Genomic DNA, 18,877 nt, shown 5'->3' with positions numbered 1-18,877 from the left:
TGCCAACGATCAACTGGCGCCGCTTTGGCTGCGAGCGCCCAAACTCTTCGCCAGGAAGGAAAACTGCATTCAGAGGCGTAAGGGTTGGTCGGGTATAGGGCCGAACGCCGCGTTATATCCCCGAGCGCGATGATCACACGTTAGTCACTGGGCCTTTGAGGTCAATCCAGTTTGAGCGTCGGAATCTTCGAAATCTCGCGATGGGCGGCCTGTGCCTCGAACTCGCCATAGCCGCTCGGAATTTCGCGTCCGGCATGACCGACAAACCTATCGACGATGTCGGTGTCCAGACCGTGGCGGCGAGCAAGCGTTCTCATGCGGTGACGCCAGGAGTGGCTTGGCGCCAGTCGTTCGTCCGTCAGGCCGAGATTGCGGACCCAGCGGCCAAGTACCTTCGTGCCGTTGCCGCCCCGGCTGCCGAAACGGTCTTCCGGGAGGTCGGCGAAAAGTGGACCCTTCTTCACTTTCCGGGCGAAATCGAGGAACTTTGCCTCGATCAGCGCCGGATGAAGCGGCACGACGCGCTCAGAGCCCGCGGTCTTGATCGACCCGGCTTGGGGGTCGACCTTGAAGCACCAGATGTCCTCGATCTTGACGATGTCCTCGCGTCGGAGCTGGCAGATTTCTGCGACGCGGGCGCCGGAATAGGCGCAAAGCCACGGCACCCACCGCTTCACAGGGTCTTTCTCGGCCGCAGCCGCCTTGAGCACGATTTTGGCTTCGGGATCGGTGTAGCCCCGGCGCGAGCCAGCCGCCTTCTTCTTCACGTCCATGGTGATGCGTTCGGCCGGATTGCTCGGCAGCTTCCGGTTATCGACGGCCCATTGCAGGATCGCCCGGATCGGCACGAGGTGGGCATCGCGGATCGTCTTGGCCTGAAAGCCGGCTTCGATCAGCGACGTTTTCCAGCGCACCATTTCATCCGGCGTCAGGCGTGCGGCGTCGTCATGGCCAACGGCCTTCTTCAGCTTCTCGACGACAGCTTTCCAGGCGTAGAGCGTCTTGGCTGCGGGCTTTTTCTCCGCAGCCCAGCCTTTAACCAAGTCGTCGAAAGGAACCGGCTCGGTGATCTTGGCCGAGGAAGGTGCCTGCTGTTCGCCTGCCGCCGCGGACATGGCCCCCAAAGGCCTTCCCTCCAAGAAGTTGCCCTTGGCCCATTCCGCCAATGTCAGGCTTGCCCTCTGGATGGCCGAAGCGAATGCCTTGGCCGTTTTCCGGCGGCTCTCATTGTCGACTGACCAGCCGAGAGCTTCTAATCTCGCATCCGCACTCCGGGTGCAGAACCCTTCAAGCTCCCAAATTTCGGCTTGCTCGGCCACTTCCTCCCAGGATGGATTAGGGTTCGAGGGACGCAGCATTACATGCACTTCGGGCGGGAACAGCTTTTCGCCGAGCGCAATCTTCCATGGTTGCTGGCTCGGGTTATCCCTGTGCGTCGTCAGCCAATAATCATATGCGTGCTGGGCGATGTCGTGAGCCTCGCGTTCCGTGAGCGTGCGGGGACCGGCCCGGAGGTTTGCCCACCGCTCCTCGATGGCGCAGAGCATGGCGAGATGCTTGCGTTTCGCCTCCGCGGGATCGCGCGTGCCGAGGCTCTGCTTCTCCTCGCGCTTGCCGACGAGCTTCTGCAAATCGTCCGGGACGCGCTTGCGGAGCCAGTAGATGCCGGTCTTCGGATGCTTCCAGGGGCGAGACATTGCGAGAGCCATTGTGTACCACCCGTGTGTACCACTCGGGCGGCTGCAAGTTCTTGATTTGCCTAAGCTCTCTGGAAAATCAACCCCTTACGGGATCGATGGCGGACAGGGCGGGATTCGAACCCGCGATACGGTTTCCCGTATACACACTTTCCAGGCGTGCGCCTTCAACCACTCGGCCACCTGTCCGGCGCGCTGCTTATGGCGTCCATGCGCGCGACTTTCAAGGCCTAAAGCCGAGGCCGCTCAGGCTTGCACGCAATTGTCCTTTGTCGTTGCAATATCGGGGGGCAGGGGACACATCCGGGTTCCTCGGCACGAGAGCGGCTCAAAAGGGCCGCGTCGGGGCCGGACGTCGCGGGGATCGGGGGACGAATTGCGCTTTCTCGTCAGGATGCCGGGCTATCTCCTCGTCGCGGGCGGCTTCGTCGCGCTGCTCACCGACGGGGCGCGCTCAATCGCCAATTCGTTCCTACGCTTTACACCGCTCGGCGAGACCTTGCTGACCGTCTTCGGTGAGCGCTTCCGCCTGTTGCAGCCCGCCGTCGAGCGCAATCTCCATCCCATGCTCTGGGATCCGGTGCTGGTCCATGTGCTGCAGGTGCCGACAGCCGCGGCCGGCTTGCTGCTGGGCTTCCTCCTGCTCTGGCTCGGCGCGGCGCCCAAGCCCGAGATCGGCATCGTCACGCGGCGATGAAGCGTCCCGCGCTTGAGCGCAGCCGGCAAGGGGGCCGGCGCCGATTTGGCGCGATCGAGTGCGGCCTCGCCAGTTCACATCTCCGCACAGAAGTTCCCGATATGTTCTTGCAACCCTGACGCGCTTCCGTTAGCGTCATCGCGCGGGGTTGGGGTGCGCTTGCATGGTGACGCGGGTCGCGACGGTAGCGTTCGAGGGCATCGAGGCGCGCGCCGTCGACGTCCAGGTCCAGGTCACGCCGGGCGGCGTCGCCTTCATCCTGGTCGGCCTGCCCGACAAGGCGGTCGGCGAGAGCAAGGAACGGGTCCGCGCCGCGCTGATCGCCTCCGGGCTGGCGCTGCCGGCCAAGCGCATCACCGTCAACCTCGCCCCGGCCGACCTGCCCAAGGAAGGCAGCCATTACGATCTGCCGATCGCGCTCGGCGTGATGGCGGCGATCGGCGCGATCCCGGCCGACGCGCTCGCCGGCTATACCGTGCTCGGCGAACTTGCTCTCGATGGCTCGATCACGCCGGTCGCCGGCGTGCTGCCGGCAGCGATCGCGGCCTATGGCCGAGGGCAGGGGCTGATCTGCCCGGCGGCGAGCGGGCCTGAAGCGGCCTGGGCGGCACGTGATCTCGACATTCTCGCGCCCCGCTCGCTGATCCAGCTCGCCAACCATTTCAAGGGCACGCAGGTGATGGCGCGGCCCGAGCCCGCCGTCGCCCGCCAGAGCGGGCCGCTGCCGGATCTGCGCGACATCAAGGGCCAGGAAAGTGCCAAGCGGGTGCTCGAGATCGCCGCCGCCGGTGGCCACAACCTCCTGATGAACGGTCCGCCCGGCGCCGGCAAATCGATGCTGGCGAGCCGTCTGCCCTCGATCCTGCCACCGCTCGACCCGCGCGAACTGCTCGAGGTCTCGATGGTGCTCTCGGTCGCTGGTCATCTCGCCGGCGGCGAACTGACCGACCGGCGCCCTTTCCGCGCACCGCATCATTCGGCCTCGATGGCGGCGCTGGTCGGCGGCGGCCTGCAGGCGAAGCCCGGCGAGATCTCGCTCGCTCATCACGGTGTGCTCTTCCTCGACGAGTTGCCGGAGTTCCAGGCGCAGGCTCTCGATGCACTGCGCCAGCCGATGGAGACCGGCGAGGTGCTGATCTCGCGCGCCAATCATCGCACCGTCTATCCCGCGAAGTTCCAGCTCATTGCCGCGATGAACCCGTGCCGTTGCGGCAAGGCGACGGAGCCCGGCTATGCCTGCCGCCGCCAGCCGAACGAGCGCTGCATGGCGGGCTATCAGGCCAGGATCTCCGGCCCGATGCTCGACCGGATCGACATCACCATCGACGTGCCGGCGCTGACGGCGGCCGACCTCATCCTGCCGGCCGCGGCAGAGGGCTCGGTTGAGGTCGCCGCGCGTGTCGCTGCGGCCCGCGGCCGCCAGACGGCGCGCTATGCCGCGCTCGGCCTGCCGGGCGGCACGACCAATGCCCGCTGCCCATCCGCATTGCTCGACGAGGTGGCGCGGCCGGATGCGGCCGGGCTCGCGCTCCTGCGCAGCGCCGCCGAGGCGATGCGGTTGACGGCGCGTGGCTATCACCGCGTGCTCAAGGTCGCCCGCACGCTCGCCGACCTCGACGGCGAAGATCAGCTCGGGCGCATCCATCTCGCCGAGGCGCTGTCCTATCGCTCGCGCATCGATCAGGCGGCGCAGGCTGCCTGACGAAGGATTGCCGCCTGATGAAAGGTTAACGAAACCATTCAAACCATTCGGCATCCTCGCAGGTAGGGCGAACCTTTTCTCAAGAGGGGGCGTGATAGGCAAAATGGCATGATCGAGCTGCCGTCTCCCCTCATCCTGCTGGCAGGCGCCGCCGTCGCCGTGGCCATCGCCTGCGCCGTCGTCGCGATCCGGCTGCTGCGGGAGCGCCGGCAGGTCACGCAGCAGGCGCGGGCGCTGACGGCCGATGTCGAGAAGCTCAGCGACCGGCTCTGGGAACTCGCCGACAGCGAAGAGCGCTATCGCAGCCTGATCGAGGCGCAGGGCGACCTGATCGTGCGCCGCAGCGAGGGCCGGATTATCTATGCCAATGCTGCCTACGCGGCACTGATCGGCAAGAGCGAGGCTGATGCCGTCGGCAGCTTCGAGCAGCCATGCGTGCGCAGCGCCCGGCCGGTCCAGGTGCTGCCGGGTGGAGCTCGCGTCATCGACGAGTGCATCGAGACGCAAGAAGGCGAGCGCTGGCTGTCCTGGGTCGAGACGATTGTCCCGGTCGCCGCGGGGCAGGCCGTGCTGCAGCGTGTCGGCCGCGAAATCAGCGGGCGCATCGCCGCTGAAACAGCGCTCGAGGAGGCGCGCAGCCGGGCAGAGGAAGCGAGCGCCGCCAAGTCGCGCTTCCTGGCGACCGTCAGCCACGAGTTCCGCACCCCGCTGAACGGTATCCTCGGCATGGCCGATCTGCTCGGGGACACCAAGCTCGATCCGGAGCAGGCGACCTATGTCAAGGCGCTGCGAAGTTCCGGCGAGGCGCTGCTCGGCCTCGTCGACGACATCCTCGACTTCGCCAAGGTCGAGGCCGGCAAGCTCGAGCTCGCCGAGGCGCCATTCGATCCCGCGGCCCTGATCGAGGATGTCACCGAGCTGATGGCGCCACGCGCCCAGGCCAAGGGCATCGAAATCTCCGCCTTGCTCGGGGCGGACTTGCCGCTGCGGCTGACCGGCGATGTCGAGCGCCTGCGCCAGATCCTGCTTAACCTTGTCGGCAATGCCGTGAAGTTCACGCAAGCGGGCGGTGTCGGCATCGAGGCGGACACCGCCGCGGGCAAATTCGTCGTCAGCATCGCCGATACCGGACCGGGCATCCCGGCCGAGCGCATGGCCACGATCTTCGAGGAGTTCGAGCAGGGCGGGATGAGCGGGCATCGCGAGCAGGCTGGCACCGGCCTCGGCCTCGCCATCGCCCGCCGGCTCGCCCGCGCCATGGGTGGTGAGATCGAGGCGAGCAATCGGGAGAGTGGCGGCGCGCTGTTCCGGCTGGCCTTGCCGTTGCCGGTCGCCGAAGCGCCGGATGCATTCGTTGCCTCAAAGGAATGGCGGGGGCGGCGCATCCTGGTTGCGTCCGCAGCGCCCTTCAGCGCCTACCACCTTGCCGCCAACCTTGAACGGATGGGCGCACAGGTCCTGCGGGCCGGCGATCACGCGCAGGCGCTGGCGGCGCTGGCCGCTGATTCGGCCCCGTCCGCGGTGCTGGTCGATCGTAACCTTCCGGGCGGTGAGGTCGACGCGGTGGCGGCTGCGGCGCGGCGCGCCGGCGTCGCCGATATCGTGATCATGCTGGCGCCGGCCGAGCGCCGCAGCTTCGGCTCTCCCTTCGCAGCTGGTTTCACCGGTTTCCTCGTCAGGCCTGTCCGGGCCCGCTCCCTGCAAGTGAGGCTCGATCCGGCAGGGCGTTCACAAGGCGTAGCCGATACGGCGCCTGCTGCCGATGCTTCGGCAGGACAGCCTGTCTCCGGTCTGCGGGTCCTCGTTGCCGAGGACAACGAGATCAATGCGCTGCTGCTGACCCGCACCCTTGAGCGGTTCGGCTGCATTGCGACATGGGCGCGCGATGGCGGCGAGGCCATCCGCCTGATCGAGGAGGCGCGTTCCGGCAGATCGCAAGGGTTCGCTCTCGCCTTGCTCGATGTCCGTATGCCGGTGCTGGATGGATTGGCTGTCGCCCGGCGAATCCGCGCGGCCGAGAGAGCCCCCGGAACTGCCCGGCTGCCGATCGTCGCCGTCACCGCCAATACGGCGGAGGAGGACAGGCGCGAGGCGCTCGCCGCCGGCATGGATGATTGCCTGGCTAAGCCGCTCTCGCGCGAACAGTTGCGCGGCTGGATCGATCGGCTTTCGCATTTGCGAAGGGCTGAGATTCTGTCGGCCTGAGCCGCGCCTCGATCCACAGATGGTTGGCTTCGTCATCGCTCTGACGTAGTTTTGTCGCGATCCCGTAAGACGGTCGGCGCAGAGCTGTCATGCGTCGATCCGAGATCGCAGAGGCCAGACCGTCTATGACGCGCGATGTTTTCCAGGGTTTCCGTCAGCCGGCAAAGCAGAAGCTGGCCGGTCAGGCCCTGTTGCAGCGCTTCTCGCCATCCAATTTGCTGGCGGCCGGCAAGCAACTCGGCGGCTTCGCTTTTCCCGGCCCTGACGCCCTGTCGGGTACGCTCGGCCGCTCCGGCACGCTTGAGGTCAGGCTCGCTCGCGGCCCACGCGAGATCTGGCGGGCGCAACGCCTGCGCTATCGCGTCTTCTACCAGGAGATGTCGGCCAAGCCCGACGTCATCTCGCGCATGTTCCGGCGCGATGCCGACCGGTTCGACGCCGTCTGCGATCATCTCCTCGTCATCGATCATGCCGCCCGTGGCCGCTTCGGTGGGATCAAGCCGAAGGTCGTCGGCACCTACCGGCTGATGCGCGAGCAGGCTGTGGCCAAGCTTGGCGGCTTCTACACCCAGTCCGAATTCGACATCGCGCCGCTGCTGGCGCGCCATCCCGAGATGCGCTTCCTGGAGCTCGGCCGTTCCTGCGTGCTGAAGCCCTACCGCACCAAGAAGACGGTGGAGTTGCTCTGGCACGGTATCTGGGCCTATTGCCGGCATCACCGCATCGACGCGATGTTCGGCTGCGCCAGCTTCGACGGTGTCGATCCGGACATGCTGGCGCTGCCCTTGAGCTTCATTCACCACCACGCCACCGCCCAGGGCGATTGGCGGGTCGTGGCGCAGCCGGGGCGGCATGTGGCGATGGATCGCCTGCCTGCCGGCATGGTCGACGCCAAGCTCGCGCTGAAATGCCTGCCGCCGCTGGTGAAGGGCTATCTGCGCCTCGGCGCCCGCTTTGGCTCAGGCGCCGTGATCGACAAGCAGTTCGGCACCACCGATATCCTCGTCATCCTGCCGGTTTCCGCGATCGATCGGCGTTATCTCGACTATCTCGACGGCGACGCTGGCCGGTACGCTGCCTGAGCGCGATCACTCCCCTGCCGCGGCGAGGTCGCGCAGCGCCTGCCGGTAATCCGGATAGCACAAGGCATAGCCGAGTTCGCGTTTCACCAGCGCGTTCGAGACCCGCTTGTTCTCGCTATAGAAGCTCGCCGCCATCGACGAGAGCTTGGCCGGATCGAACGGCGTCTCCGGCGGCGGTGTGAGCCCGGCGACCTCGGCGGCGAAGCTGACGACGTCCTGCGGCGGCGCCGGCTCGTCATCGGTGACGTTGTAGACCGCCCCCGCGCGCGGCGCCTCGATCGAGGCCATCAGCACGCCGGCGATGTCGTCGACATGGATGCGGTTGAAGACCTGGCCTGGCTTGACCAGCCGGTTGGCGGTGCCGCCCCGCAATTTGGTGATCGGATTGCGGCCAGGGCCATAGATGCCGGACAGGCGGAAGATCTGCACCGGCTTGCCGCTGCGCTCGCCGAAGGCAAGCCAATCCTGCTCGATTTCCAGCCGCTGTCGCGAGCGCCGGCTGGTCGGCCGGCACTCGGCTGTTTCATCGATCCAGGCACCGCCATGGTCGCCATAGACGCCGATGGTCGAGAGATAGCCGATCCAGCGCAGATTCTCGGCTGCCGCGAGCTTCTCGGCGAGCGCGCCGAGCACCGGGTCACCGTTCTCGTCGGGCTGGGCCGAGACCAGCACCGCATCCGCCTCGGCGACGATCTTGGCCAAAGGCGTCGACACCGCGAAGCCGCCGAAGACCAGGGTGTGCAGCCCTTTCTTGCTGAGCTCGCCCGCCTTCTCGGCCGAGCGCACCGTGCCGGTGATTTCCCAGCCCTTGGCCAAAGCGGCGCGCGCGAAGAACCCGGCAGAATAGCCGAGACCGAAGATGACGAGCTTCATGCGGATTCCAGTTCGTTCGGAGCGCGGCGGGCCCATTCGGCCTTGACGTCGGCATCGGTTTCCCGCGCGAGGTGCGCCGGGGCGAGTTCTGTGGCGCGTGCTGGCAGAAGTCGTCCTAGCGCCCAGACCGCCATTGCTCGGACCAATGGCGAGGGATCGCCGAGCAAAGCTTCGGCGCTCGCAGCCAGGGCCGGGTCGCCACTGTTGCCGATCGCGATCAGGACATTGCGGACGAAGCGGTCGCGGCCGGTACGCTTGACTGGCGTACCGGAAAAGAGCGAGCGGAAGGCGGCATCATCGAGCCCGGCGAGATTGGCCAGTGGCAGGGCTTCGAGCTCGCCCTTCAGCGCCAGGCGCGTCTCATGCGAGGCTTCCGCGAACTTGTTCCAGGGGCAGACGGCGAGGCAATCGTCGCAGCCGAAGACGCGGTTGCCGATGCCCTCGCGAAATTCGGCGTCGATATGGCCTTGGTGCTCGATCGTCAGATAGGCGATGCAGCGCCGCGAATCGAGCTGATAGGGCGCGGGGAAGGCCTTGGTCGGGCAGATGTCGAGGCAGCGCGTGCAGGAGCCGCAATGGTCGCGCTCAGGCTCGTCCGCAGGCAGTTCCGCCGAGGTGTAGATTGCTCCGAGGAAGAGCCAGGCGCCATGCTGGCGCGAGACCAGCACGGTCTGCTTGCCCTGCCAGCCGAGGCCCGCGGCCTGCGCCAGCGGCTTTTCCATCACCGGTGCGGTGTCGACGAAGACCTTGACCTCGGCTTCGCCGCGCGCCGCCAGCACGCCGGCGATGCTCTTCAGCTTGCCCTTGATCACGTCATGATAGTCGCGCCGGCGGGCATAGAGCGAGATCGCGCCGCGATCGCGCTGCTCCAGGATAGCGAGCGGATCGCCTTCGCCGGCATAGCTCATGCCGAGCATGACGACCGAGCGAGCTGCCGGCCACAGGGTCGCAGGATCGGCACGCTCGGCCGTGCGCTCGGTCAGCCAGGTCATGTCGCCGTGATGGCCGGCCTCCAGCCAGCCGGCAAGGCGTCCCGGCGCTTCGGGGATTGCATCGACACTGGCGACGCGCATTACCGAAAAGCCTTCGGCCTGTGCACGCGCGGTGATCGCGGCCTTGAGCTTGTCGCTGCTCAGAAGTCCAGGTCGTCGTAATGGGCTGAGGGCGCCATTCCGGGAATCCGGTCGCTCAGCAGCGGCCGGAAGCTCGGTCTGGACTTGATCCTCGCATACCATGCGCGGGCAGCCTCATCCTCGTCCCAGGGCACGTCGCCGAGATAGTCGACGCAGGAGAGATGCGCCGCCGCGGCGAGGTCGGCATAGCTCAGATTGTCGCCGGCGAGCCAGTTCCGTTTCGCCGTCAGCCAGGCGATGTAGCGCAGATGATAGCGCACATTGCCGCGCGCTGCGCGGATCGCGCTCATCTCCGGCGGGCCGCCGCCCTCGTCCCGGCTCATGAAGCGCTTCATCACCTTCTCCAGCACGAGCGGGGCGGTGATCTCCTCGTTGAACTTGATGTTGAACCAGTCGAGCAGCCGGCGCACCTCGATGCGCCCGCCCGGGCCTTCCGGCAGGAGGCGCCTCTCGGCCAGCGCCAGCCCGCGCGTCTCGTCGAGATACTCCGCGATCGGCCCCGGCCCTGGAATGACGAGCCCGCTATCCTCGCGCAGCACCGGCGTCGTCCCCGCCGGATTGAGCTCGAGAAACTCCCGCCGCCGCTCCCAGACGCGCTCTTCCACCAGCGTGGCGTCGAGGCCGAACTCGCCGAGCGCGAGCCGGATGAATCGCGAATGCGGGCAAAGCGAATAATGGTGAAGCGTGGCCATCGATTGCTGGAACAGAGGGAGGTTCGGGTGGGGTAGGCCGGCGCTGATGCAGCGCGATAGAGCGCCCCGTATAGGCCTGCCGGCTAAGCCAAACAACCCGGGACCGGGTCAAGCGGCGGATTGCGCGGAAATCCTTGCCGGTCTGGTAACCAATTTGCAAAGACCGTGCGCCATAGCTTTAACGCATTCGCCAAGGTTTTGTTGCGCCGCACTCGCTGGTTCGGAAGGACCCTCCCATGCATGACCTGATCGTCGCCGCCGTGCTCGGCGTGGTCGAGGGCCTGACCGAATTCCTCCCCGTTTCCTCGACGGGCCACCTGCTGCTGCTCGGGCATTTCCTCGGCTTCGAATCCAAGGGCAAGGCCTTCGAGATCCTGGTCCAGCTCGGCGCGATCCTGGCGATCCTGCTGGTCTATTTCCGTCGCCTGCTCGACATCGCCCTGCGCCTGCCGAGCGATCCCACTGCGCGGCGCTTCGTTCTCGGCGTGCTCGTCGCCTTCCTGCCGGCGGCGGTGATCGGCGCGCTGGCGCACGGGTTCATCAAGGGCGTGCTGTTCAATCCTTTCCTGGTCTGCTGCACGTTGATCGCCGGCGGCCTCGTCCTCCTCGTCGTCGACGAGCTGGAGCTCGAGGTGAAGCATCACGACGCCACGAAGTTTCCGCTGGCGATGTATCTCAAGATCGGCTTCATCCAGTGCCTCGCCATGGTGCCCGGCGTCTCGCGCTCGGGCTCGACCATCGTCGGCGCGATGCTGCTCGGCGCCGACAAGCGGGCCGCGGCCGAGTTCTCCTTCTTCCTGGCGATGCCGACCATGGCGGGTGCCTTCGCCTACGACCTGATGAAGAACTACAAGGAGCTGACCGGCAGCGACATCGCGCTGATCGGTGTCGGCTTCGTCACCGCCTTCATCTCGGCGCTGATCGTCGTGCGCAGCTTCCTCGATTTCGTTTCGAAGCGCGGCTTCACGCCGTTCGCCTGGTGGCGGATCATCGTCGGCTCGGCCGGCCTCGCCGGGCTCTGGGTCTTCGGCTGATCTCAGCCTGAAGCGGGCAGGGGCCCGCGCCAGGTTCCGAGCAGCATCTCCAGGAAGCGCTCCGCTGCCGGCGCCAGCTTGACGCCGCGGCGCCGGACCACTCCGATGGTGCGCGAGACTTCCGGGTTCCGGATCGGCCGCGTCACGATGATCGGGTGATCGGCGCCCGGCGTCGCCAGTTTCGGCAGCACCGAGATGCCGAGGCCCGCCTCGACCAGGCCGAGTGAGGTTGAGAGGTGCGTCACCTCGAAGGACCAGTCGAGCCTGACCCCGATCTTGACCAGCGCCGCATCGAGAATGGCGCGGTTGCCGCTGCTGCGGCTGACGGTGACCAGCGGATAGCCTTCAAGATCGCCCCAGCCCAGTGACGATTTTCCGGCCAGCGCATGATCGTGCCGGCAGGCGAGCACGAAGGGATCGTCGATCAGCGGCTCGAAGCTGAGCTCGGCATCGGAGCCGCCGATCAGGTTGATGCCGAACTCGACCTCGCCGCGCGCCACTGCCTCTAGCCCGTCATTGGCCGAGAGGTCGAGGATGCGGAAGCGGATGTTGGGATACTGTGTCTGGAAGCGCGCGATCACCGAGGGCAGGAAGTAGAAGGCGGCGGTCGGCACGCAGGCGAGCGCGATCAGCCCGGCGCGGCGGCTGCCGAGATCGCGCATCGCGAAGATCGAGGTGTCGAACTCGTCGAGCATGCGCCGGACCAGCGGCAGCATCTCGCGCCCGACCATGGTCAAAGCGACCCGGCGCGTCGTCCGCTCCAGCAGAGCCGCCCCGACCGCGCTTTCCAGCCGCTGGATGCGCCGGCTCAGCGCCGGCTGGGACATGTTGAGCGCCTCGGCGGCGCGGTGGAAGCCGCCGAGCTCGACCACCGAGATGAAGGCGCGCAGGTCGAGGGCTTCGAAATTGATGCTCATGGCACATTAATAGCGCCGATCTCTGCATTTCACAGCGAATGTTGGATTTGAGAGGAGAGGGTATCGCAATCGCCGGGTGACGCCCTTGTCCGCTCCCTTCCAGCTTCCGCATGCTCAGACCCTGCGCATACCCTGCGTGCTGATGCGCGGCGGCACCTCGCGCGGTCCGTTCTTCCTGGAGCGCGACCTGCCGAGCGATCCGGTGGCGCGCGATCGCGTCCTGCTCGCCGCGATGGGCTCGCCGCATATGCTCCAGCTCGACGGGCTGGGCGGTGGCAATTCGCTGACAAGCAAGGTCGCGATCGTCAGTTGCTCCAGCCGGCCCGACGCCGATGTCGATTATCTCTTCGCTCAGGTCGCGGTCGAGCGCGCTCATGTCGATCTCGGCCCGAACTGCGGCAACATGCTCTCCGCCGTCGGCCCCTTCGCGATCGAGGCCGGCCTGGTGCCAGCGCTCGACGGCGAGACGATCGTGCGCATCCACAATCGCAACACTGGCGCGCTGATCGAGGCGGCCGTGCAGACGCCCGGCGGTGTCGTCGCCTATGACGGCGCGACAGCGATCGACGGTGTCGCCGGCACGGCAGCTCCGATCAAGCTCGGCTTCTTGGAAGCCGTCGGCTCGAAGACCGGCGCGCTGCTGCCGACTGGCCTCGCCCGCGAGGAGGTCGACGGCGTCTCGGTGACGCTGATCGACTATGCCACGCCGATGCTGCTGCTGCGCGCCGCCGATCTCGGCCTCGCCGGTGACGAGACTGCCGCTGAGCTCGATGCCAACGCCACCCTGCTGGCGCGATTGGAGGAGCTGCGGCGCGAGGCCGGCCGCCGCATGGGTCTCGGCGATGTCACCGGCCGCGTCATTCCCAAGGTCGGCGTGCTCTCGCCGGCGCGCCGCGGCGGCAGCCTGACCTCGCGTTATTTCACGCCGGATCGCTGCCATCGCAGCCATGCCGTCACCGGCGCGCTCTGCGTTGCCGCGGCGAGCCGCATCGCCGGTAGTGTCGCCGCTGAGATGCTGGCCGCTGAAACCAATTCGCTGGTTACGGTCGAGCATCCGAGCGGCGCCATCCAGGTCGACCTTTTGCTCGACGCTGCCGGTCAGGTGACCCGCGCGAGCCTGGTGCGCACCGCGCGCCGCATTTTCGAAGGAAACGTCATCGTCCCCGCCAGTGCGATCCTCGCACTTGCAGAGAGGGCGGAAACGGGAGGAGAACTGACCCATGACGATCACGCGCCGCCAGCTCTGCAGCCTGATCGCGGCCGCCGCGGCCAGCACCTGCCTGCCTGAGTTCGCTCAAGCCCAGGCCGCCTTTCCCGACAAGCCGATGAAGCTGCTGGTGCCCTATGCCGCCGGCGGCGGCACGGACGCGATCGCGCGCCTGGTCGCGCAGGGCGTCGGCGAGCGGCTCGGCCAGTCGCTGGTCGTCGAGAACAACGGTTCGGCCGGCGGCAACCTCGCCACCGCCCAGGCGGCTGCGGCCTCGCCGGACGGCTATACGGTGCTGATGGCCAATCAGGGCCCGATGGTCGTGAACCCGCATCTGTTCAAGAACGTCCGGGTCGACCCGCTGACCGCCTTCGATCCGCTGACGCTGATCTCGGCCGCGCCGCTCGTCGTGGTGGTCGCGCCGAACTCGCCGCACAAGACGCTGGCCGAGCTCGTCGGCCTGGCCCAGAAGAATCCGGGTAAGCTCACTTATGGCTCGGCCGGCAATGGTTCGGCGAGCCATCTGGCGACGATCCTGCTGGCGCAGACCGCGCAGTTCGAGGCGGTGCACGTGCCCTATCGCGGCGCCGGCCCGGCGCTGACCGACCTGCTTGCCGGCAATAGCGACTTCATGATCACCACCGTGCCCTCCGTGCTCGGCCTGATCGAGGGTGGCAAGGTCAGGGCGTTGGCGGTGACCGGCAAGGCGCGCGCCAAGCTCTTCCCCGAGGTTCCCTCGGTCGCCGAGAGTGGCTGGGCGGATTACGAGGCGACCGCCTGGTACGGCTTCGTCGTACCCAAGGGCACGCCGAAGGAGGTCGCGGCGAAGCTGCGGCAGGCGACCGTCGAGACCATCAACAGCGCGCTGATCCGCGAGCGCCTCGAGAACGAGGGCGCCGAGCCGATCGGCAACAAGCCCGAGGAGTTCGCGGCGATGATGGAAGCCGAGTCGCGGCGCTGGGCCGGCATCATCAAGCAGGCCCGGCTGGCGATTAACTGAGGCGTGTCAGGCGATCCGCTTGTCGGCGGAATCGCAGAGATCGGCGACGACGCAGGTCTCGCAGACAGGGCGCAGCGCCTTGCAGGTGTAGCGTCCGTGCAGGATCAGCCAGTGATGCGCGTGCCGGCCGAACTCGGCCGGCACCGCCTTTTCCAGGCCGAGCTCGACCTGCAGCACATTCTTGCCGGGGGCGATGCGCAGGCGGTTGGCGACGCGGAAGACATGGGTGTCCACCGCATGCGTGATCTCGCCGAAGGCGATGTTGAGCACGACGTTCGCGGTCTTGCGGCCGACGCCGGGCAGGCTTTCCAGCGCCTCGCGCGCGGTCGGCACTTCGCTGTTGAACTCGGCGATCAGCTTCTCCGAGAGCGCGATGACGTTCTTCGCCTTGTTGCGGTAGAGCCCGATCGTCTTGATCAGCTCGCGCACCCTGTCCTCGCCGAGGGCGAGCATCTTCTCCGGCGTGTCGGCGAGCTCGAACAACCGCTTCGTCGCCTTGTTGACGCCGGCGTCGGTCGCCTGCGCCGAGAGCACGACGGCGACCAGCAGGGTGAACGCATTGATATAGTCCAGCTCGCCCTTGGGCTCAGGCCTTTGCTCCCGGAAGCGGCTGAAGATCTCGTAGATCTCGGCAGCGCTGCGCGGCTTCGGAGACGTGATCCGCTTGGGCGGCGGGCTGCGGCGTTTCGGACTGTTCGGCACGGGCATCGCGGCGTTATAATTGCCGGATGACCTTGGGCAAGCCCGATTGCGACGCTGCAGCCGAAGCGGCCGAAAAGCCGGTCTTCGACGCGACGATCACGCCGCACCGCTCGCTCGGCCAGGACGGCTTCCGCATCGTGATGACCCTGGTCTGCCTGATCAGCGTCGCCGCCTCCATCCCCTTCATGGTGCTCGGCGCTTGGCCGGTCGCCGGCTTCTTCGGCCTCGACATCATTGCGATCTTCATCGCCTTCAAGGTCAATTTCAACGCAGCGCGCGCCTTCGAGCGCATCGTCGTGACGCCACTCGAGGTGCTGCTGCGCAAGGTCTCGCATCATGGCCGCGAGAAGATCTGGCGCTCCAACCCCGCGTGGACGAAGCTCGAGCGCGAGGACGACGAGGATTACGGCCTGCTCGAGCTCTCGCTGGTCTCGCGCGGGCAGCGCACCGTGGTCGCTTCCGCGCTCTCGCCGCAGGAGCGCGAGGGCTTTGCGCAGGCGCTCGGCACAGCGCTGGCCAAGGCCAAGCGCGGCCCCGATTTCAAGCCCGTCTGAGCATGGCCGCGACGATCATCCCGCTGATCGCATGGGCAGTGATCATCGTCGTGATCGTCGCGGCGGTGCGAGCGAATCGTGGTCCGCGTGGCTCTTTGCCAAGCCAGAACGGCGGCGAGGAATCGGTTCGGGCTTATGGCCTCATCCTGCGCGACAAGCTCGATCGCGCCCTGTTCGGCCCGGTTCTGGCGGGGCAAGTCTGGGACCGCGTGATGACCTGCAAGGTCGATGAGGGATTGATCCATGAATTCCATCGCGACTATTGCGGCCACGGCCTGATTCGCACTGAAGACGGCATCAAGCTCTGCGAGATCGACGATGGCTGGCACCCTGGCAAGGCTATCGCCGAATGGCGTTCGCGCGACGAGTTCGTCGCCTTCTTCGCCGAGCAATCGGACTACAGCTGCAGCGGCTGGGACGAAACTTCGCCGGTCTTCTTCACCAGCGACGAATGGCATCGCAACAACCAGCGTCTGACGCGCGAGAAGCTGCAACGGTTCGTTTGACGAGCCTCTTACCGCCGCTGCTGCGCCAGCCAGATCGTATGGCCGCCGCACTCGGGATCGTCGACGACATGCTCGACCACGGTAAAGCCGTTCTCATCGAGGAGGCTGCGATACTCCGCCGGGGCGAGGCTGGCATGGTAGAGCGGCTCGCCCTCGAAGCTGCCGATCGCCTCGCCATCGGTCGACCCGCTGGTGAGGAGCAGCGCGGCCCCTTTCGCCGCATGCTTCCGGAAAAGCGGGAACATCCGCCGCTGATCGTCAGGGCGCAGGTGGAAGAAGCTGTCCCAGGCAATCAGCCCGTTGAAGCGCTGGCCGAGCGCGAGTTCGCGCATGTCGGCGACCTGCCAGGACCGCTGCGGGAAGCGCTCGCGGCAGAGCGCGATCAGCGGCTCCGACGAATCGATGCCGGTGACCGCGCAACCGCGCTCGATCAGATGCCGGGCAATCGGCTCGCCCATGCCGCAGCCGATATCGAGGACCAGCGGATTTGCCGGCAGCAGCGACAGCAAGCGGCCGAGCCAGCACGCCTCCATCAGCTGTCGGCCGCGCTGTTGGTCATAGGCGGCGGCATGGCGCTGGTAGAGCGAGACGATGGCGTCGGCGGAATCGGTCATATGTGGAGTTCTAAGCGCCCCTGATGGCGAAGACGAGCTTGTCAGCTTTCGGGTGGGAGACGCATGCTGACATCACTAGCTTCGTGAGCATGAGAGATCAGAGCGCGAGGACAGGAAGATGAACGCTCACGTCAGAACCGCGATGAAACCGATCACCGTCTCCAACGCCGTGCTCGCCCGCGCCGCCGAAGCCATGCCCTCCGAGGCCGATTTCCCGGCGGCCGCGCCCGGCTCGGATTACGACACGGTGCGCCGCATCCTCTCCTACATCACCAATAACTGGCGCCAGCAGCCGACGATCGAGGCGATTGCCGATGCGGCCGGCGCGACGCCGACCGACGTGCACCACCTGTTCCGGCGCTGGTGCGGGCTGACGCCCAAGGCCTTCCTGCAGGCGATCACCCTCGACAACGCCAAGGGTCTGCTGGCCTCCTCCGCCAGCATCCTCGACACCAGCTTCGAGGTCGGGCTCTCCGGCCCGGGGCGCCTGCATGATCTCTTCGTCACCCATGAGGCGATGTCGCCGGGCGAATGGAAGGTCGGTGGCGAGGGCTTGCGCATGTCCTATGGCTTCCATCAGTCGCCTTTCGGCGAGGCGCTGGTCGTGGTGACCGAGCGCGGCCTTGCCGGTCTCGGCTGGGTTTCGAACAGCCTCGACGGTGGCAAGGTCATCGGCGGCCGGGCGGAGGCGCTCGCCGACATGATGCGGCGCTGGCCGCATGCGGATTACCGCTTCGATCCGCAGGCGACGGCGCCTTATGCCAGCCGCATCTTCGAGCCGGGCAGCTGGTCGCCGCAGACGCCTTTGCGGGTCGTGCTGATCGGCACCGATTTCGAGGTCCGCGTCTGGGAGACGCTGCTGCGCATCCCGGTCGGCTGCGCCACGACCTATGGCGACGTCGCCGGCCATATCGGCAAGCCTTCCGCGGCCCGGGCGGTCGGCGCGGCGGTCGGCAAGAACCCGATCTCCTTCGTCGTCCCTTGCCACCGCGTCATCGGCAAGTCCGGTGCGCTCACCGGCTACCATTGGGGGCTGACGCGCAAGCGCGCCATCCTTGGCTGGGAAGCCGGGCAGGTTTCGGGCGGAGAAGCTGCCTGAAAGCAGAGCCTATTGGATGGCTGGAGCGGGCGCCGCCGCGGGCGGGGGTGTCCGCTTCGCCGTGGCCGGGCGCGGCTTTGCCGTCTCGGGCTTCGGCTCGGGCAGGCCGAGACGGGACCGGATCGAGGCGGCGCGCGCCTCGGTGATACGGGCGCCGCAGAAGCCGTGCGAGCCCTCGCGCTGGAACTCGCGGCAGATCTGCTCGCGTTCCGAGGAGAAACCGGCCTGCTCGCGGGCGATGGCGCGCTGCTCCGGCAGGTCAGCCTTGGCCGAGAGCGCCCGAAAGCCGTCGCGGACTGCCGTCTCCGCCTTGCTGCGCTCGCCTTCGATCTCCTTGGCGTGAGCGGGCAGGCTGCGCGCATCCGGCCCCCACACACCTCGCGGATCGATGCGGCAGGCGGCAGCTTCGATCACGCAGGGCTGCTCCGGTTCCACCACCAGGAAGGCACCGTCGAGCACGTCGAAAACGATCGGGCAGGCCGGCGCTTCGAGCTTGTAGCGCGCCAGCCCCGCCGGCTTGCCGAGCGATGTCACCGGCACGGCCGCGTCACCGAAGGAGATCGCGCAGGGCTCCACCAGGTTGCCGGACTGGAAGCCCTCGGCGCGCAGCTTCAGGCCATAACCGCTGCCGGTCTTCTCGAGCGTTGCTTCGCCGAAGCCGCCGTTACGGCGCAAGGTCTTGCCGAGGATCGAGTCTTCGCCGGGAATCTTGATGGCCGGCATGGTGCGCGGACGCGGCGTCGCCGGGCTGCCCATCGAGGCCGGCGCCGATTGGTGGGCGCCCGGCTGGTTGAAGGGTTGCGCGCCGGGAAGTTGCAGCGGCTGCGCCAGCGCCCCGCCCACAAGGCCGAGCCAGGCCAGCGCTGCGCCGGCGGCAAGGCGATGGGCAGTCGGGCGGCGAAGCGTCGTCACGGCTGTTTCCTGTTGGCGCAAGGTCTTCCTGAATGGAATGGCTACGCCCGCTGCGCAAGAGCATGCGCGCAACACTTATCCGGAATGGTCAGCCCCGGCGAATTCTGTGCAGGACACCGCTCAAAGCCGATTCTTAATCCGGCTCCGTGCCTTGCAAGCAGGGCGTCACCCTCCCTATATACGCCGCGAAGCGGTGGTTTTGCCGACCATCGGGACCGGATTGCGCCAGGCGCGAGCACTGATGTGCGAAC

General features: G+C 67.1%; 18 protein-coding genes and 1 tRNA gene. 10 read left to right on the top strand and 9 right to left on the bottom strand.

The window, feature by feature from the left end; genetic code table 11:
- Positions 1–161 precede the first annotated feature (161 nt).
- Both AC07O0_RS18820 and AC07O0_RS18815 read right to left on the bottom strand, forming a co-directional pair.
- Positions 162–1,697: a DUF6538 domain-containing protein gene (locus AC07O0_RS18820; protein ID WP_494625204.1), complete on the bottom strand. Its 1,536-nt coding sequence runs from the start codon at positions 1,695–1,697 to the stop codon at positions 162–164.
- A 99-nt stretch (positions 1,698–1,796) separates the two neighbouring features.
- Positions 1,797–1,886 (bottom strand) — tRNA-Ser (locus AC07O0_RS18815).
- 187 nt (positions 1,887–2,073) lie between these two features.
- Between AC07O0_RS18815 and AC07O0_RS18810 the strand changes: the two genes are divergently transcribed.
- The 4 genes from AC07O0_RS18810 (at position 2,074) to olsB (ending at position 7,383) form a co-directional block, all read left to right on the top strand.
- A complete protein-coding gene (locus AC07O0_RS18810) occupies positions 2,074–2,394 on the top strand; it encodes a hypothetical protein (RefSeq protein WP_494625203.1) in 321 nt (106 codons plus the stop codon).
- 163 nt (positions 2,395–2,557) lie between these two features.
- The gene (locus tag AC07O0_RS18805; RefSeq protein ID WP_494625202.1) at positions 2,558–4,096 is read left to right on the top strand and encodes a YifB family Mg chelatase-like AAA ATPase; all 1,539 of its coding nucleotides are present in this window, start codon (positions 2,558–2,560) and stop codon (positions 4,094–4,096) included.
- Positions 4,097–4,204: 108 nt separating this feature from the next.
- On the top strand, positions 4,205–6,301 hold the full coding sequence (locus AC07O0_RS18800; protein WP_494625201.1) for an ATP-binding protein: 2,097 nt from the start codon (positions 4,205–4,207) through the stop codon (positions 6,299–6,301).
- Positions 6,302–6,426: 125 nt separating this feature from the next.
- Complete coding sequence (gene olsB, locus AC07O0_RS18795; protein WP_494625200.1) at positions 6,427–7,383, top strand: l-ornithine N(alpha)-acyltransferase; 957 nt, start codon at positions 6,427–6,429, stop codon at positions 7,381–7,383.
- A 6-nt stretch (positions 7,384–7,389) separates the two neighbouring features.
- Here the strand turns inward: olsB and AC07O0_RS18790 are convergent, their stop codons facing one another.
- From AC07O0_RS18790 to AC07O0_RS18780, 3 genes are read right to left on the bottom strand one after another with little or no spacing between them, the layout of a single operon-like run.
- Positions 7,390–8,256, bottom strand: a complete 867-nt coding sequence (locus tag AC07O0_RS18790) for an SDR family oxidoreductase (protein ID WP_494625199.1) — start codon at positions 8,254–8,256, stop codon at positions 7,390–7,392.
- The gene (gene queG, locus AC07O0_RS18785) at positions 8,253–9,491 is read right to left on the bottom strand and encodes a tRNA epoxyqueuosine(34) reductase QueG (RefSeq protein WP_494625198.1); all 1,239 of its coding nucleotides are present in this window, start codon (positions 9,489–9,491) and stop codon (positions 8,253–8,255) included. Before queG ends, AC07O0_RS18790 begins: the two co-directional genes overlap by 4 nt.
- Positions 9,389–10,081, bottom strand: a complete 693-nt coding sequence (locus AC07O0_RS18780; RefSeq protein WP_494625197.1) for a glutathione S-transferase family protein — start codon at positions 10,079–10,081, stop codon at positions 9,389–9,391. Before AC07O0_RS18780 ends, queG begins: the two co-directional genes overlap by 103 nt.
- A gap of 236 nt (positions 10,082–10,317) precedes the next feature.
- Here AC07O0_RS18780 and AC07O0_RS18775 point away from each other — a divergent pair, with 236 nt between their 5' ends.
- Positions 10,318–11,115: an undecaprenyl-diphosphate phosphatase gene (locus AC07O0_RS18775; RefSeq protein ID WP_494625196.1), complete on the top strand. Its 798-nt coding sequence runs from the start codon at positions 10,318–10,320 to the stop codon at positions 11,113–11,115.
- A gap of 2 nt (positions 11,116–11,117) precedes the next feature.
- On the opposite strand, the gene AC07O0_RS18770 is transcribed toward AC07O0_RS18775, so the two are convergent.
- Positions 11,118–12,032 carry a LysR family transcriptional regulator gene (locus AC07O0_RS18770; RefSeq protein ID WP_494625195.1) on the bottom strand — a complete coding sequence of 305 codons (915 nt, stop codon included), beginning with the start codon at positions 12,030–12,032 and terminating at the stop codon, positions 11,118–11,120.
- Positions 12,033–12,117: 85 nt separating this feature from the next.
- On the opposite strand from AC07O0_RS18770, the gene AC07O0_RS18765 reads away from it, so the two are divergent.
- Both AC07O0_RS18765 and AC07O0_RS18760 read left to right on the top strand, forming a co-directional pair.
- Positions 12,118–13,320 carry a 4-oxalomesaconate tautomerase gene (locus tag AC07O0_RS18765; RefSeq protein WP_494625194.1) on the top strand — a complete coding sequence of 401 codons (1,203 nt, stop codon included), beginning with the start codon at positions 12,118–12,120 and terminating at the stop codon, positions 13,318–13,320.
- Positions 13,253–14,239 (top strand): Bug family tripartite tricarboxylate transporter substrate binding protein, encoded by a 987-nt coding sequence (locus AC07O0_RS18760; protein WP_494625193.1) that lies wholly within the window; start codon positions 13,253–13,255, stop codon positions 14,237–14,239. The genes AC07O0_RS18765 and AC07O0_RS18760 overlap by 68 nt, the downstream gene beginning before the upstream one ends.
- A gap of 6 nt (positions 14,240–14,245) precedes the next feature.
- Here the strand turns inward: AC07O0_RS18760 and nth are convergent, their stop codons facing one another.
- The gene (gene nth, locus AC07O0_RS18755; protein ID WP_494625192.1) at positions 14,246–14,947 is read right to left on the bottom strand and encodes an endonuclease III; all 702 of its coding nucleotides are present in this window, start codon (positions 14,945–14,947) and stop codon (positions 14,246–14,248) included.
- 20 nt (positions 14,948–14,967) lie between these two features.
- Between nth and AC07O0_RS18750 the strand changes: the two genes are divergently transcribed.
- Both AC07O0_RS18750 and AC07O0_RS18745 read left to right on the top strand, forming a co-directional pair.
- Positions 14,968–15,495, top strand: a complete 528-nt coding sequence (locus AC07O0_RS18750) for a DUF2244 domain-containing protein (protein WP_494625191.1) — start codon at positions 14,968–14,970, stop codon at positions 15,493–15,495.
- A 2-nt stretch (positions 15,496–15,497) separates the two neighbouring features.
- On the top strand, positions 15,498–16,001 hold the full coding sequence (locus AC07O0_RS18745; protein ID WP_494625190.1) for a hypothetical protein: 504 nt from the start codon (positions 15,498–15,500) through the stop codon (positions 15,999–16,001).
- Between the two features lie 8 nt (positions 16,002–16,009).
- Here AC07O0_RS18745 and AC07O0_RS18740 read toward each other — a convergent pair whose 3' ends face one another.
- Positions 16,010–16,615, bottom strand: a complete 606-nt coding sequence (locus AC07O0_RS18740; RefSeq protein WP_494625189.1) for a class I SAM-dependent DNA methyltransferase — start codon at positions 16,613–16,615, stop codon at positions 16,010–16,012.
- 193 nt (positions 16,616–16,808) lie between these two features.
- On the opposite strand from AC07O0_RS18740, the gene AC07O0_RS18735 reads away from it, so the two are divergent.
- Positions 16,809–17,714, top strand: coding sequence for a methylated-DNA--[protein]-cysteine S-methyltransferase (locus tag AC07O0_RS18735; protein ID WP_494625455.1), 906 nt, complete (start codon positions 16,809–16,811; stop codon positions 17,712–17,714).
- Between the two features lie 9 nt (positions 17,715–17,723).
- Here AC07O0_RS18735 and AC07O0_RS18730 read toward each other — a convergent pair whose 3' ends face one another.
- The gene (locus AC07O0_RS18730) at positions 17,724–18,626 is read right to left on the bottom strand and encodes a hypothetical protein (protein WP_494625188.1); all 903 of its coding nucleotides are present in this window, start codon (positions 18,624–18,626) and stop codon (positions 17,724–17,726) included.
- Positions 18,627–18,877 lie beyond the last annotated feature (251 nt).

It is taken from the genome of Allobosea sp. GW821-FHT10B12 (genome assembly GCF_059415545.1).
This window is presented reverse-complemented; position numbering and strand designations above follow the sequence as displayed.

What these genes read in the sequence shown, in the direction of transcription:
- AC07O0_RS18740 (WP_494625189.1), bottom strand. Translation starts at nt 16,615, where the DNA reads ATGACCGATTCCGCCGACGCCATCGTCTCGCTCTACCAGCGCCATGCC.
- olsB (WP_494625200.1), top strand. Translation starts at nt 6,427, where the DNA reads ATGACGCGCGATGTTTTCCAGGGTTTCCGTCAGCCGGCAAAGCAGAAG.
- AC07O0_RS18760 (WP_494625193.1), top strand. Translation starts at nt 13,253, where the DNA reads ATGACGATCACGCGCCGCCAGCTCTGCAGCCTGATCGCGGCCGCCGCG.
- AC07O0_RS18775 (WP_494625196.1), top strand. Translation starts at nt 10,318, where the DNA reads ATGCATGACCTGATCGTCGCCGCCGTGCTCGGCGTGGTCGAGGGCCTG.
- AC07O0_RS18770 (WP_494625195.1), bottom strand. Translation starts at nt 12,032, where the DNA reads ATGAGCATCAATTTCGAAGCCCTCGACCTGCGCGCCTTCATCTCGGTG.
- AC07O0_RS18750 (WP_494625191.1), top strand. Translation starts at nt 14,968, where the DNA reads ATGACCTTGGGCAAGCCCGATTGCGACGCTGCAGCCGAAGCGGCCGAA.
- AC07O0_RS18735 (WP_494625455.1), top strand. Translation starts at nt 16,809, where the DNA reads ATGCCCTCCGAGGCCGATTTCCCGGCGGCCGCGCCCGGCTCGGATTAC.
- AC07O0_RS18745 (WP_494625190.1), top strand. Translation starts at nt 15,498, where the DNA reads ATGGCCGCGACGATCATCCCGCTGATCGCATGGGCAGTGATCATCGTC.
- nth (WP_494625192.1), bottom strand. Translation starts at nt 14,947, where the DNA reads ATGCCCGTGCCGAACAGTCCGAAACGCCGCAGCCCGCCGCCCAAGCGG.
- AC07O0_RS18790 (WP_494625199.1), bottom strand. Translation starts at nt 8,256, where the DNA reads ATGAAGCTCGTCATCTTCGGTCTCGGCTATTCTGCCGGGTTCTTCGCG.
- AC07O0_RS18780 (WP_494625197.1), bottom strand. Translation starts at nt 10,081, where the DNA reads ATGGCCACGCTTCACCATTATTCGCTTTGCCCGCATTCGCGATTCATC.
- AC07O0_RS18820 (WP_494625204.1), bottom strand. Translation starts at nt 1,697, where the DNA reads ATGTCTCGCCCCTGGAAGCATCCGAAGACCGGCATCTACTGGCTCCGC.
- queG (WP_494625198.1), bottom strand. Translation starts at nt 9,491, where the DNA reads ATGGTATGCGAGGATCAAGTCCAGACCGAGCTTCCGGCCGCTGCTGAG.
- AC07O0_RS18800 (WP_494625201.1), top strand. Translation starts at nt 4,205, where the DNA reads ATGATCGAGCTGCCGTCTCCCCTCATCCTGCTGGCAGGCGCCGCCGTC.
- AC07O0_RS18805 (WP_494625202.1), top strand. Translation starts at nt 2,558, where the DNA reads ATGGTGACGCGGGTCGCGACGGTAGCGTTCGAGGGCATCGAGGCGCGC.